Source organism: Aureimonas phyllosphaerae (genome assembly GCF_900113065.1).
GTDB classification, from domain to species: Bacteria; Pseudomonadota; Alphaproteobacteria; order Rhizobiales; family Rhizobiaceae; genus Aureimonas; species Aureimonas phyllosphaerae.
Genome location: NZ_FOOA01000004.1, coordinates 1 through 13760, shown reverse-complemented (window position 1 = coordinate 13760; position 13760 = coordinate 1). Strand labels below are relative to the sequence as shown.

General features: G+C 67.5%; 10 protein-coding genes. 5 read left to right on the top strand and 5 right to left on the bottom strand.

Annotation, left to right across the window (positions count from 1 at the left end; all coding sequences use genetic code 11):
* Window positions 1-1263, bottom strand: a complete 1263-nt coding sequence (locus tag BM175_RS07225) for a glycosyltransferase family protein (protein ID WP_090961867.1) — start codon at window positions 1261-1263, stop codon at window positions 1-3.
* A 297-nt stretch (window positions 1264-1560) separates the two neighbouring features.
* On the opposite strand from BM175_RS07225, the gene BM175_RS07220 reads away from it, so the two are divergent.
* Window positions 1561-2562 carry an NAD-dependent epimerase/dehydratase family protein gene (locus tag BM175_RS07220; protein ID WP_090961865.1) on the top strand — a complete coding sequence of 334 codons (1002 nt, stop codon included), beginning with the start codon at window positions 1561-1563 and terminating at the stop codon, window positions 2560-2562.
* Window positions 2563-3476: 914 nt separating this feature from the next.
* Here BM175_RS07220 and BM175_RS07210 read toward each other — a convergent pair.
* Entirely contained in the window at window positions 3477-4304 is an 828-nt protein-coding gene (locus tag BM175_RS07210; RefSeq protein ID WP_090961356.1) for an SDR family NAD(P)-dependent oxidoreductase, read from the bottom strand.
* A gap of 79 nt (window positions 4305-4383) precedes the next feature.
* Window positions 4384-4980, bottom strand: coding sequence for a TetR/AcrR family transcriptional regulator (locus tag BM175_RS07205; protein ID WP_090961354.1), 597 nt, complete (start codon window positions 4978-4980; stop codon window positions 4384-4386).
* A gap of 102 nt (window positions 4981-5082) precedes the next feature.
* On the opposite strand from BM175_RS07205, the gene BM175_RS07200 reads away from it, so the two are divergent.
* From BM175_RS07200 to BM175_RS07185, 4 genes are all read left to right on the top strand, one after another.
* A complete protein-coding gene (locus tag BM175_RS07200; RefSeq protein WP_090961351.1) occupies window positions 5083-6198 on the top strand; it encodes an efflux RND transporter periplasmic adaptor subunit in 1116 nt (371 codons plus the stop codon).
* Window positions 6199-6201: 3 nt separating this feature from the next.
* On the top strand, window positions 6202-9327 hold the full coding sequence (locus BM175_RS07195; RefSeq protein ID WP_090961348.1) for an efflux RND transporter permease subunit: 3126 nt from the start codon (window positions 6202-6204) through the stop codon (window positions 9325-9327).
* Between the two features lie 46 nt (window positions 9328-9373).
* Window positions 9374-9904 carry a PaaI family thioesterase gene (locus tag BM175_RS07190; protein WP_090961345.1) on the top strand — a complete coding sequence of 177 codons (531 nt, stop codon included), beginning with the start codon at window positions 9374-9376 and terminating at the stop codon, window positions 9902-9904.
* Between the two features lie 79 nt (window positions 9905-9983).
* Entirely contained in the window at window positions 9984-11375 is a 1392-nt protein-coding gene (locus BM175_RS07185) for an MATE family efflux transporter (protein ID WP_090961343.1), read from the top strand.
* Between the two features lie 58 nt (window positions 11376-11433).
* On the opposite strand, the gene fabF is transcribed toward BM175_RS07185, so the two are convergent.
* Both fabF and BM175_RS07175 read right to left on the bottom strand, forming a co-directional pair.
* Window positions 11434-12717, bottom strand: a complete 1284-nt coding sequence (fabF, locus tag BM175_RS07180) for a beta-ketoacyl-ACP synthase II (protein WP_090961339.1) — start codon at window positions 12715-12717, stop codon at window positions 11434-11436.
* A gap of 800 nt (window positions 12718-13517) precedes the next feature.
* A partial coding sequence (locus BM175_RS07175; protein WP_175526786.1) for an EAL domain-containing protein occupies window positions 13518-13760 on the bottom strand: 243 nt, incomplete at its 5' end.

Here is a 13760-nt window from a genome sequence, read left to right as displayed (position 1 = left end):
TCAGGCAAACACCGCGTCGCGCGGCGCGGCGATGCGCGTCTGCGTCATCAGAGCATGCGTGGCGGCCTCGATCCGATCCAGCCCATCCAGGAGCCCCTTCGGAAAACTCTTCGACGGCAGCGGCTGCTCCGCGAGTGCGCGGATCGCCAGACCCATCATGGCGGGATCGCGGCGCGCACCGGGCTCCAGCATGGCGCCGTCCAGCATGGACACGAGGCCGAGTTCCGCTGCTCGCTCGGCGCGGATCGTCTGTTCCAGCCGTGGCGTGCGGCGGGGGACGATCAATGCGCGCTTGTCGAAGGACAGGATCTCGCAGAAGGTGTTGTAGCCACCCATCGCGATCACGCCCTCGGAACGATGCATCAGATGCTCGATCTTGGTGTCGAAGGTGATGGCGTCCATCCGAGGCAGGCCGGCGATCCGTTCGATGAACGCCATGCGGCGCGCTCGGGGGATGAATGGGCCGAAGACGACCAGCGCTCCCAACGGGATCGACGGGTCGGCCTCGTAGGCCGAAATCACCCAGTCGATCAGTTCCTCGCCGTCGCCGCCTCCTCCCGTCGTCACGAGAACGAACGGTTCGCGCGTCAGCTTCGGGTAGCGTGCGGGCTGGGGTCTCGGCGGCAGTTCGCGTGGGATATAGCCGGTATAGACGATGCGCCTGACTGCGGCGGGCGAGAGATCGAACGCCTCCAGCGGCGCATGGATCTGCGGCAAGCCATAGACCCAGATCTCGTCATAGAAGCGTTCCAGCGCCGCGAGCGCCCCTTTCCTCTGCCACTCCGGCACGATCACGGCAGGCTCGTCGAGAACATCGCGCAGACCGAGAACGATGCGGGTGCCAGCCTCCTTCAGGAATTGCAGCGTCTGGACGAGTTCGTCGCGAAACCCGGTCGGCTCCTTGTCGACGATCAGGATGTCGGGCCGCAGTCCGCGAGCCGTCGCCATGATGATGGCCTCCCGGATCCGCACCGTCTCCTCCAGATCCAGCGAGAGGCTGGATGTGGAATAGGTGCCGTCCGGCAGCTTCACCACGCCGGGCACCCGAACATAGTCGATACCATCCCCGAACTCGAAGCTGCCGATCACGGGCGAACCGGAGATGATGACGATCGAGGGGTCGTGAAAACTTGTCGCCAGCCGATTCGCGATGGCGCGGCAGCGACGGATGTGTCCGAGACCGAACGTATCGTGACTGTAGATCAGGATCCGGGGCCCGCTGCTGGATGCGGGTTGGTGCGCCCTGAGGGGTGAGATCGACATCAAAGATTTCCAGGCCTCCGACGCGAGACCGATGGTCTGCGGGGCCCCGTTATACGACAGCACCGCGCGATTGGGAAAATCGTAATTCCGCCTGATCACGCGGCGCGGCATCATCAGGCTCTCTCAGCCCCATGCGGTCGGGGCGGGCGGCAGGGAACGACGGGTCGGTTGCAGCCGGCGCTTTTCTCGCGAGCCTGTTGGGAGTACGTCCGTCGATCGAAACCGGGGGGCACGGGACAACCGCACAGGGCGGATGTTCGGGATCCCGGCTGCCGGGCGACAGACTGGGGGCTCCGCATTCAACGCGTTCTGATCACTGGAGCTGCCGGCTTCGTCGGGCACCACCTGTCGCTTCGTCTCCTGCGGCAGGGGATGGACGTTCTGGGCATCGACAATCTCGATCCCTACTACAATCCCAGTCTGAAACGTGCCCGGCTGAAGCGGGTGTCCGACCACGAGGCGTTTCGATTCAAGGAGGCGGACGTCGCCGATGGGGCGCGCCTACTTGGGATCATGGAGACGTTTCGCCCCGATGCCGTCGTTCACCTCGCGGCTCGGGCGGGCGTTCGCAATCCGAGCGGCGACCTGTGGGCCTACGCGCGGCCCAACCTCGACGGCTTCGTGTCGATGCTGGACGCCTGCCGCTACGTCCGTCCCCGCCACATCGTCTATGCTTCATCGAGCTCGGTCTATGGAGCCGATTCGTCGATCCCGTTCCGCGAGGACGACCGTGCCGATCGACCGGCCTCGTTCTACGCGGCCACGAAGCGTTCGAACGAACTCATGGCGGAAGCCTTCTCGGCGCTGGAGGGCATCGCCTGTACGGGCCTGCGCTTCTTCACGCTGTATGGCCCATGGGGGCGCCCCGACATGGCGTATTACAGTTTCACCCGCGAGATTTTGGCGGGACGGCCGATCACGCTCTACGACGCTGACGTCATGCGACGCGATTTTACCTATATCGATGACGCCGTGGAGGCCGTGACGCGCCTGGTCAACAGGAGCGCCGGTGACCCGCAGACCGCCGCAAGTGCCGGGCACCGCATCTACAACATCGGAAACACGCATCCGGTCGCGTTGGGCGATTTCGTCGCGACCCTCGAGACGCTCCTCGGCAGAAAAGCCGCCATCACCCACCGGCAACGCCAACCCGGGGAAATGACGGTCACCTTTGCCGATACGACCCGCCTGCGTGAGGCTGTCGGTTTCGTTCCATCGACCGATCTTCGAGACGGCCTGTCGAGCTTTGTCCGGTGGTACAGGAGCTACCACGATGCCCCGGCCATGACGAGCGGTTGATCCCGACAGTCCAGCCGGCCGAGGATTCATGCTGGCCGATGATCGCAAGCTCTGTCGGTCATTCGGCGTGCGAGTTTGGGTCTGACTGATTTTCGGTGGCGTTTGTCGGCGGGAATGGCGGTGTCCTTCGAGGCGCGCTGCCATGCCATGTCCCCTCTCGCCCTCGTCTGTCGTTCTAGCCGGGTGGGCCGTCGACCATGAGAAGCTCATCGATGGCGTCCTGACCGTCACCATCTCGGCACGAGTGCGATCGGCGGCGGGCCCGGTGGACCCTCAGCCCCGACATGCGCCGAGCGCCTTCAGTTCGAAGGTCACCTTCGCTGCGAGGAAGCGAACGCCATCGTTACGGAGGTGACGGCCAACGGGGCGTCGATCAGGAAGATCGTCCGCCGAACGGGTCGCAGCCGCAAGGTCATCCGCCGGTTCGTGCGGGACCAGCGCACGGACCTGTTCCGCACCCGCCACGGCTCTTTCGATTCGCCCTTGGTGTTTCTCGACGCGTAGCGGGAGCCGGCCTGCCGCGACGGCGCAGAACCCAGGCGGCGCCTTCGAGCCTCCGGCTCTGGTGGTTCAGAGCGCGTCGTTCGAGACGAGGTGACGCGCCGGCGCCGGTCGCAACGCATGACGTGCGCCGTGCTTCGCAGACCACCGTCCGCCCGTACTATCGCCCGCCTGATGACGCTGAAGCGCATCCACCGGACCGGAGCCGGGACCCTCACGATCTCCGCGATCGAGGAATGCACGTGATCGCTCGGCGAAGCGCGAACCCTGATCGACCGCTTCCGGTCCATCGTCCAGGGCAAGGCCGAGGCCGATCTTGATCCCTGGCTCCGCACTGCCAAGTCCGGCCTCATCGCCTCGCTTGGCTGCGACGTCATCGCGGTGCGGAAGGCGTCGACGAAACATGTCGACCGTCAGGGTCCGAGGACTTTCCTCATGGACGCGCGTTGGCTGGCGCGCGGGGTCAGGCGGTTGGAGAAGGCTACGAGCTTGTTCATGAACCCGGCGATCACCGATGCCTTGCCTCGCGACAGGGCATCGAGCCCGGCCTCGGCGACGGGCCGCGGCTTCATCGTCATCCGACGCAGCATCGGCGAGACGGGCGCATCGGCCGCCGCGTCGAAGCCGGTTTCCGTGTGTCCCGGGCACAGCGTGGTGACGACGACGCCGCGCTCGCGCAGCTCGTCGTGGAGCGCTTCCCCGAAGGACAACACGTAGGACTTCGTCGCGGCGTAGGCGGCAAAGCCGGGGACGGGCTGGTACGCCAGGAGGCTCGCGACAAGGAGGATCTTTCCCGATCCGCGAGCTGCCATGTCCTGACCGAAGACGTAGCTGAGTTCGGTCAGTGCCGTGACGTTGAGCTGGATCATGTCGGCGGTGCGCTCGACCGGCGTGTCCAAGAACTCGCCATGCAGGCCGTAACCGGCGTTGTTGACGAGAATATCGATGTGCGTCGAGGAAGCGTCCAGCGTCTCCTTGAGGCGCACCGCGGCTCCCGGGGCGGCGAGGTCGATCGGCAGGACGACCACGTCGACGCCGTACCTCGCACGCAGATCGGCGGCCAGCTCCTCCATCGGCTCCCGACGCCTTGCGGCGAGCACGAGATCGACACCCTGCGCGGCCAGGAGATCGGCGAACTCCAATCCGAGCCCGCTCGACGCTCCCGTGACGAGGGCGCGCTTGCGCATGGAGGCATAGACCGTCCGAGCGGCCGTGGATGTTCTGTCGGGGGCGCTGTTCATCGTTCGTCCTTGGGGCTGGTTCGGCCGTCTGTCTCGGAGGGGCTGAGCGCCACGGCAGCACACAGGGCAGCTCGCATGGTCACTTGGCGTGCGGACCGGGAGTGCTTTCATGGCGCTTCAGGATGTCCCGGATCGAGGCATCGAGAATCTCCTTCGACAGGGTCTCGTCGTTGACGCTGCGGGCGAGGACGATCGCGCCGATCATCGACGCGGCCGTCGCCATCGCGCGCTCGCGCCGATCCGGCTCGTCCTCCGGCAGGCAGGCCTCCAGGAAGTCGATATGGGCGACCAGCCCGTCCTGCATGGCGGCGCGCACGACAGGTCCCGCGCGCGCGGCATCCGCGCCGAGCGCCGCCATCACGCAGCCTTCCGCCTGTTCGTCGCGGTGCTCGGGAGAGAGGTAGGATCGCACGAGCGACGCGAGCGGGCGCCTGGGGTCCTGCGACGCGAACTGCCGCCAGCGCTCGCGGATGCCCGCATACCCGCGGACGGTGGCTTGGGCGGCCAGATCCTCCTTCGATGCGAACTGCTTGTAGAAGGCGCCCTGCGTCAGGCCGGCCGCTGCCATCAGATCCTTCAAGCCGATGCCGTCGAAGCCGTAACGGCGGAACAGGCGGCTGGCGACGTCGATGACCCGCTCGCGGTTCGCCTCGGCCTGGGTGCGGGAAACGCGCATGAGCTCTCCATTTATAGATTGCGTTCGACAGCTATACGGCATATAGAAGTTGCACGCAATCTATAAAGGCCTCGGGCAGCGTCCCGTCAACGAGGTGGTCTCATGAGACTCGTTTCCTTCATCGTTCTGGGATCCGCCGCGCTGGCTGCCGCGGGGGCCGCCGTCACCGTCTATCCATCGCTGGCCTCGACGGAAGAGGCGACCAAGCCCGCTGTGGTCGACGCGAGGTCCGAGCCCCCGATGGTCGCGACCGTCGACGCGAAGCGGATCGGGGCGTCCGAGCGCGCCTTCACGGGATCGGTCTCGGCCCGGATCCAGAGCAATCTCGGCTTCCGCGTGCCCGGCAAGATCGTCGAACGCCTCGTGGACGCGGGCGAGGAAGTGAAGGCCGGCCAGCCGTTGATGCGGGTCGACGACCGCGACCTTCGCCTAGCGTTGACGGCCAAGCTGAAGGCGGTCGACGCCGCGCGGGCGCTGGCGGTTCAGGCACGGGCGGACGAGGCCCGCTACGCTTCGCTCCTGCGGCTCGGACAAGCGCCTCGCCAGCGATACGAGCAGGCGAAGGCGACACTGGACACGGCGGAGGGACAGCTCTCGGCCGCCGAGGCCGAGGCCGATGTCGCGCGCAACGAGGCCGATTACGCCGTGCTCGTCGCGGACGCGGACGGCTCGGTCGTCGAGACCCTCGGCGAACCCGGTCAAGTCGTCTCGGCGGGCCAGGCGGTGGTGCGTCTTGCCCATGACGGACAGCGCGAGGCGACTGTCTCCCTGCCGGAGACCGTGCGTCCCGGGATCGGCGCCGCCGCCGAGGCCAGCATCTACGGGCTCGGCGACCGGCGCTGGCCGGCGGTCCTGCGCCAGCTCTCGAGCGCGGCCGACGTGCAGACGCGAACCTACGAGGCACGCTTCGTTCTCGGGGGCGACGCCGCCGCCGCCCCGATCGGCTCGACGGTCACGGTCTGGATCAAGGATCCGGTCGCCGCGCGTTCCGCCGAGGTGCCGATCGGCGCGATCCTCGACGAGAACGGGACGACGGGCGTGTGGGTCGTGGACCGCGCATCGTCGAAGGTGAACCTGCGGCCTGTCACGATCCTCGAGCTTGGCGAGGAGACCGCGACCGTCTCCGGGCTCGAGCCCGGAACACCCGTCGCGGCGCTCGGCGCCCATCTCCTCCACGAAGGCGCCGCGATCCGGCTCCTCGCCGCCAAGGGGTTCTGAGCCATGAGCCTCAACCTCTCCGCCCTCGCCGTGCGCCACCGGTCGGTGACGCTCTTCCTCATCATCATCACGGCCCTTGCCGGCGCCTTCGCCTTCCTCAATCTCGGCCGTGCCGAGGATCCGGCCTTCACGGTCAAGACGCTGATCACGACGGTCGCCTGGCCGGGCGCGACCGCGCAGGAGATGCAGGATCTCGTCGCCGAGCCCCTGGAGAAGCGGCTCCAGGAGCTGCGCTACTACGATCGCGTCGAGACCATCGCCCGGCCGGGCGTCGCGTTCCTGACGCTGACCCTTAAGGACGACACGCCGCCCGCCGCCGTGCAGGAGGAGTTCTACCAGGCCCGCAAGAAGCTCGGCGACGAGGCACGCAACCTGCCGAGCGGCGCCTTCGGCCCCTTCGTCAACGACGAGTTCTCCGACGTCACGTTCGGCCTCTACGCGCTGAAGGCCAGGGGCATGCCGATGCGTGTCCTGGTGCGCGAGGCGGAAGCGATGCGCCAGGAGATTCTCGACGTTCCGGGCGTGAAGAAGGTCAACATCATCGGCGAGCGCCCGCAGCGCATCTTCGTCGAGTTCTCCTATGCCAAGCTCGCAACCCTCGGCATCTCGGCGCAGGACGTGTTCCTGGCGCTCCAGCGCCAGAACACCGTCGCCCCGGCCGGCTCGATCGACACCGCGGGGCCGCAGGTGTTCCTGCGTCTCGACGGCGCCTACGACGATGTCCAGAAGATCGCCGACACGCCGATCGTGGCGGCGGGGCGGACGCTGCGACTGTCCGACATCGCCGAGGTCCGCCGCGGCTACGAGGATCCCGCGACCTTCCGGATCCGCACCGAAGGCGAGCCCGCGCTGATGCTTGGCGTCGTCATGCAGGATGCCTGGAACGGGCTCGACCTCGGCAAGGCGCTGGAGGCCAAGACCGCCGAGATCGGCGCCCGCCTGCCGCTTGGGCTGAGCCTCACCAAGGTCACCGATCAGGCCGTCAACATCTCCGGCTCGATCAACGAGTTCATGGTCAAGTTCGTCATGGCGCTCGGGGTCGTGCTCTTGGTCAGCCTGATTGCGCTCGGCTGGCGCGCCGGCATCATCGTGGCGCTCGCCGTGCCGCTGACGCTGGCGGTCGTCTTCCTGATCATGCTGGACACCGGGCGGTTCTTCGACCGCATCACGCTTGGCGCCCTGATCCTGTCGCTCGGCCTCCTCGTCGACGACGCTATCATCGCCATCGAGGTCATGGTGGTGAAGATGGAGGAGGGCATGGACCGCGTGTCGGCCGCCGCGGTCGCCTGGAGCCACACCGCCGCGCCGATGCTGTCGGGAACGCTCGTCACGGTGATCGGCCTGATGCCCGTCGGCTTCGCCCAGTCGACCGCGGGCGAGTATGCCGGCAACATCTTCTGGATCGTCGGCTTCTCGCTGATCGCCTCCTGGGTCGTGGCGGTCACCTTCACCCCCTATCTCGGCGTCAAGCTCCTGCCCGAGATCAAGCCCGTACCCGGCGGCGTGCACGCGATCTACGACACGCCGAACTATCGGCGCCTGCGCGCTGTCATCACCGCCGCCGTGCGCCACAAGTTCCTGACCTGCGCCTTCGTCGTCCTCGCCTTCGGCGCCGCCGTGGTCGGCATGGGCGGGGTGAAGCAGCAGTTCTTCCCGTCTTCCGATCGCCCGGAGGTGCTGGTCGAGGTGCGCCTGCCCGAGGGCTCCAGCATCGAGGCGACCACCCGGACCGTCGCGAAGCTCGAGGCCTGGCTGGACAAGCAGCCCGAGGCCGAGCTCGTGTCGAGCTACATCGGTCAGGGTGCGCCGCGCTTCTTCCTCGCCATGTCGCCGGAGATGCCCGACCCGTCCTTCGCCAAGATGGTCATCCTGACGAAGGATGCCGAGACGCGCGAGGTGCTGAAGCACCGCATGCGCGAGGCGATCGCCGAGGGGCTGGCGCCGGAAGCCTATGTCCGTGTGACGCAGCTCGTCTTCGGTCCCTATACGCCGTTCCCCGTCGAGTTCCGCGTCATGGGACCGGACGCGGGCGAACTCGTGCGCATCTCGAGCGAGGCGTTGTCGGTCATGCGCGGCGTCGAGGGCGTGCGCCAGGCCAACCGCGACTGGGGCAGCCGCTCGCCGACCCTTCGCTTCGTGCTCGATCAGGACCGCCTGAAGCTCATCGGCCTGTCGCCGACCGAAGCCGCCCAGCAGCTCCAGTTCCTGCTCTCCGGGATCACGGTGACGCAGGTGCGCGAGGACATCCGAACCGTCGACATCGTGGCCAGGAGCGCCGGCGAGGAGCGTCTCGACCCGACGCGCCTCAAAGACTTCTCGCTGACGAGCCGTGACGGCCGGCTCATCCCGCTCGACCAGATCGGGCGCACCGAGATCCGCATGGAGGACCCGATCATCAAACGCCGCGACCGCACGCCGACGATCACGGTCCGGTCCGACATCGCCGAAACGGCACAGCCGCCGGAGGTCTCGACCGCCGTGCTCGCCGCGCTCCAGCCGCTGATCGCCTCGCTTCCCGCGGGCCACCGCATCGAGATGGGCGGCAACATCGACGAGTCGCTGAAGGCCAACGCGGCGCTCGCCAAGGTCTTTCCGATCATGATCGTCCTGACGTTGATCGTGATCATGTTCCAGGTGCGCTCGTTCTCGGCGACCTTCATGACCGTTCTGACGGCGCCGCTCGGCCTCGTCGGCGCCGTGCCGATCCTCCTCGCCTTCGACCAGCCGTTCGGCTTCAACGCCATCCTCGGCATGATCGGCCTCGCCGGCATCCTGATGCGCAACACGCTGATCCTGATCGAGCAGATCCGCGAGAACAAGGCGGAAGGGCTCGACGACTACCACGCGGTCATCGAGGCGACCGTCCAGCGCACGCGCCCCGTGATCCTGACGGCGCTCGCCGCCGTGCTCGCCTTCATCCCGCTGACGCACTCGGTCTTCTGGGGCTCGATGGCCTACACGCTGATCGGCGGCACCGCTGGCGGCACGGTCCTCATCCTCCTCTTCCTGCCCGCCCTGTACGCGACCTGGTTCCGCATCAAGGCGCCGAAGACGAAGGAAGGAACGGCAGCGCCGACCGCGTTGCGGGACGATCACCCGGACGGATCAAGCCCGGTGCCGGCGGAGTGACGGCAGGACCGGATCGATGACCTCGGGTCGAAGGAGGGGAGTAGCCATGACAGACCATCAACACGATGCCGGCAACGACCGCTCGAAGGAGCCCGCTCCCTTGCCGCGAGGCGAGATCGCGGCGCTGTCCGGGCTCGAAGTCCTCGAACGGATGCTGGACGGGCGGCTGCCCCTGCCGCCCTTCGGGGCGACGATGGACATCACGCCGGTCAGCGTCTCGGCGGGGCGGATCGTCTTTGCAGGACGGCCGAAGGCGGCGTTCCTGAACCCGTTGGGAACGGTTCATGGTGGCTGGATCGCGACGATCCTCGATACCGCGATGGCCTGTGCCGTCCATTCGACCCTCAAGGCCGGGCAGAGCTACACGACGACCTCCCTGTCCATCAACTACGTCCGGGCGCTGCTGCCGGGCGAGGTGGATGTGCGGTGCGAGGCGTCGGCGCTCTTCTCGGGCCGACGCATGGCGACTGGCGAGGGACGTCTCTACGACGCCGAGGGACGCCTGATCGCTCACGGCACCGAGACGTGCCTCGTCCTCGACAACCCCCGGCCGACAGACGGGGCCGCCGTCGGCTGACTTCTTCAGGGAGCACGGCCTGCCGGCGCTTCGATTGCTTCTCCACCCTCCCGTTTCGCCGCGCAGCGAGGAATGCCGCATGACCGATGCCGCCGCTTCAGCCGGACTCGCTTCGCCATCACCACCGCAGATGGATGGGCGCACGCATTCGCTTCTGTCGGATCCCGTCGTGCCGCTGATCCTCCGGCTCGCCTGGCCGAACCTTGCCGTGATGCTGCTCCAGGCGTCGACGGGCCTTGTGGAGACCTACTGGGTCGGGCGGCTCGGGCCCGATGCCTTGGCCGGCATGGCGCTCGTCTTCCCGGTCTTCATGCTGATGCAGATGCTCTCGATCGGTTCGATGGGGGGCGGCATCTCCTCGGCGGTCGCGCGTGCACTCGGGGCCGGACGGCGCACCGACGGCGATCGCGTCCTCTTTCACGGGACGGTGCTCCTCGGCGGCATCGGGCTGGCCTTCTCGATCCTGGCGCTTGCCTTTGGGCGCCCGTTCTATGCGATGCTGGGCGCGCGAGGCGGCGCGCTGGACGCGGCGGTCACCTATTCCAACATCATCTTCGCCGGCAACGTCCTCCTCTGGGTGATGAACGCCCTGGCGAGCGCGCTTCGAGGGACCGGCGACATGCGCGTGCCGGCCGCGATCGCGGGGCTCGGTGTCCTCCTGATCGTGCCGCTTTCGCCGCTGCTCATCTATGGCTACGGCCCGGTGCCGGCGATGGGCGTTGCGGGAGGCGGCCTCGCCATCGTCGTCTTCAACGCCGTAGGCTGCGCCTATCTCGCCTGGCACATCCTCTCGGGACGCAGCCTCCTCTCCCTTCGAGCCGGCCGGCTGGAGTGGCGGCTGTTCGCCGACATCCTCCGGGTCGGCGCCCTGTCATCGCTGACGGCGATCCAGACCAACGTCATCTTCATCGTCATCACGTCGATCGTCGGACGCCTGGCTGGCGAGGGAGCGCTGGCAGGCTACGGGACGGCGGCACGCCTCGAATACCTCCTCATCCCGCTCACCTTCGGCTTCGGCGCTCCGCTCGTGCCTCTCGTCGGCACGAATGTCGGGGCGGGCCGGATCGAGCGGGCCAAGCGGATCTCCTTCACGGGTGCGGCGATGGCCTTCGCGGCGGCGGAAATCGTCGGGCTTCTCGGCGCCGCGTTCCCGTCGCAGTGGCTTGGGCTCTTCGGATCGGATCCCGAGATGATCGCGACCGGATCGCACTATCTCGCGATCGTCGGACCGGCCTTCGGCTTCTTCGGCCTCGGGATGGGCCTCTACTTCGCCGGGCAGGGGGCTGGACGCCTGGCCGGGCCTCTGGCGGTTACGGTTCTGCGCACCGCGATCGCCCTCGGTGGCGCGTTTCTGGTCCTGCGCATGGGCGGCACCTCCTCGATCGTGTTCGCGGCCATCGCCGCCGGGATCGTCGTCTACGGACTTGCGATGGCGGCGGTCACGGTCCGGGCGGATTGGCGATCGTCCTAGTCGCGCCGCTTTCGCCGCCGGGCGCAGGCCGCGCCCGGCAGTTCGCCGCGTCGATAGATCATTCCATCCGCTGGAACACGAGGCTCGCGTTCACGCCGCCGAAGCCGAACCCGTTCGAGAGAACCGTTCGGAGCGATGAACGGCGTGCGGTGCCCGCGACGATGTCCATGCCCGACGCCAAGGGATCGGGGTCGAGGAGATTGAGGGTCGGGGGAACGATGCCGTCGCGCCGGGCGAGGACCGAGAACACGGCCTCGATCCCGCCGGCCGCGCCCAGAAGATGACCTGTCGCCGACTTCGTGGACGTGATGATCGGTCGAACCTCGCCGAAGAGCGCGCGGATGGCGGCGAGCTCTCCCTGGTCGCCCACGGGGGTCGACGTCGCATGTGCGTTGATGTGGTCGATCCCCGTCGGATCAAGACCGGCCTGACGGAGCGCCGTCGCCATCGCACGCCGGGCGCCGCTGCCGTCCTCTGGCCCCGCCGTGAGGTGGTACGCGTCGGCGCTCGTGCCATAGCCGACGAGTTCCGCGATCGGCACCGCACCACGGGCGATCGCGTGGTCGAGCGCCTCGATCACCAGGATCCCGGCGCCTTCCCCCATCACGAAGCCGTCGCGGGCGGCATCGAACGGCCGCGAGGCAAGCGCCGGATCCTCATAGTGCGCTGTCGAAAGGGCCCGAGCCGCCGCGAACCCTCCAAGACTCACCCGGTCGATGCACGCCTCGGCGCCGCCGCAGACCGCGACATCGACCTCTCCCGCCCGGATCATCCGTGCGGCATCGCCGATCGCCTGAACGCCTGCCGCGCAGGCCGTGACCGGCGATCCCGGCGGCCCCTTCAGCCCGTGGCGGATCGAAACCCAACCCGACGCGAGATTGGCAAGGAACGAGGGGATGACGAACGGGGAAAGCCGCTTCGTTCCGCGCTCGTCGGTCGTGCGAACGGCGCCGGCGATCTCGGGGAAACCGCCGATCCCGGTGGCGATCACGGTCGCCGCGCGCTCACGCTCCGCCTCGGTCGACGGGGTGAAGCCCGCCTGCGCGAGGGCTTCGTCGCTGGCCGCAAGAGCGAAGGCGATGAAGCGACCGAGCTTGCGCTGGTCCTTGACGGACACGACCCCGTCGATGTCGAACCCGGCTTCCGGGTCCTCCTCGCGCGTGGGAACCACGCCCCTGACCTTCGCGGCGACGTCCGGCACCAGATCGTCGGGAAGCCGGCGGATGCTGGAACGACCCCCGACGAGGCGGCTCCAGACGGGCTCGATCCCGACGCCCAAAGGCGAGACGATCCCCATGCCGGTGACGACGACGCGGCGGGAATAGGCATGATGCACAGACATGGTCGAGCTCCGATGAGCGATCTTCTGGAACCATATCTAGGCTGATAGAAGTCGATTGAAATCTAAAAGAGGGTGACGATAACGCGTCTTTCAGGCGGACCTTCCCCGTCCTTTAGTGCCCGTTATCGAAATCGGGCCTCGACGGACCTCATGGTTGAGGAGGCCGATGGCGCTCACTGAGCGGTTTCCAGATCAGGCGCCGAGCTTCGGCGGCAGTTCCGGAAACGAGGGATGCAACGCAGGCTGAAGGATCGCCTGCCGACATCGTGAACTTTCGGACGCGGCGGATGGTCGGCGATGGCGGCTCGCAGGTGTCGGCATCCTCACCTCAGGCGATCGGGTTGTGACCAGAACCGGTGGTCGCAGTCGCTCCCACAGCGGCGGTTTTCCCTTGTTGGATCCGGACATCCCGCGGGTCTCCCCCGCAATCGGTCGCGGCTAACGTGTCGCACGGCATGGGTGTCCGATTTGGCGTATGGGGTCTTGAACGAGCGGGGTGCGACGGATCGCGATGATGCATGGTCGTCGGATAGGCTTCCACCCGTAGCGACCCCATCATCACGACATCCGCAGCGATCAACGAAACCAGGAGAGTCGAGCGATGAGTTCGAGGAAGTCGGCCACGGGGATCATGGCAGCTCTGTATGTGGTCATCGGTATCGGCGTCGCCGGGTTGCTGGTGCTGTTCTTCACCCGGTTCTTCGGCGGGGTCTGACCGCTCAAACGAATGGGCGTTCCGAGCGTGTCGTCTGTCGGCTCCGGCGAAGCGCTGGGGCACGCGACCGCTCCCGTTGCGGGCTTCACCGAGCCCGTTTGAGCAGCAGCGGTCGGCCGAGAAGGTACCCCTGCCCATAGTCGACGCCGAGCTCACGCAGGCGATCCAGCTGCGGCGCGACCTCGATCCCTTCGGCGACGATCCTGGTGTCGAACGTGCGGGCGAACTGCACGAGCCCTGCGAGAAGTGCCGCCCGGCTCGGGCAGACATGAATGTTGTTCGTCAGGCTGGCATCGATCTTCAGGATGTCGGGCCGCAGGCTCAGGAT

Bases quoted from the DNA above. Each gene is read 5' to 3' on its own strand.
- BM175_RS07225 (WP_090961867.1), bottom strand. From the start codon at position 1,263: ATGTCGATCTCACCCCTCAGGGCGCACCAACCCGCATCCAGCAGCGGG.
- BM175_RS07210 (WP_090961356.1), bottom strand. From the start codon at position 4,304: ATGAACAGCGCCCCCGACAGAACATCCACGGCCGCTCGGACGGTCTAT.
- BM175_RS07205 (WP_090961354.1), bottom strand. From the start codon at position 4,980: ATGCGCGTTTCCCGCACCCAGGCCGAGGCGAACCGCGAGCGGGTCATC.
- BM175_RS07200 (WP_090961351.1), top strand. From the start codon at position 5,083: ATGAGACTCGTTTCCTTCATCGTTCTGGGATCCGCCGCGCTGGCTGCC.
- BM175_RS07195 (WP_090961348.1), top strand. From the start codon at position 6,202: ATGAGCCTCAACCTCTCCGCCCTCGCCGTGCGCCACCGGTCGGTGACG.
- BM175_RS07190 (WP_090961345.1), top strand. From the start codon at position 9,374: ATGACAGACCATCAACACGATGCCGGCAACGACCGCTCGAAGGAGCCC.
- BM175_RS07185 (WP_090961343.1), top strand. From the start codon at position 9,984: ATGACCGATGCCGCCGCTTCAGCCGGACTCGCTTCGCCATCACCACCG.
- fabF (WP_090961339.1), bottom strand. From the start codon at position 12,717: ATGTCTGTGCATCATGCCTATTCCCGCCGCGTCGTCGTCACCGGCATG.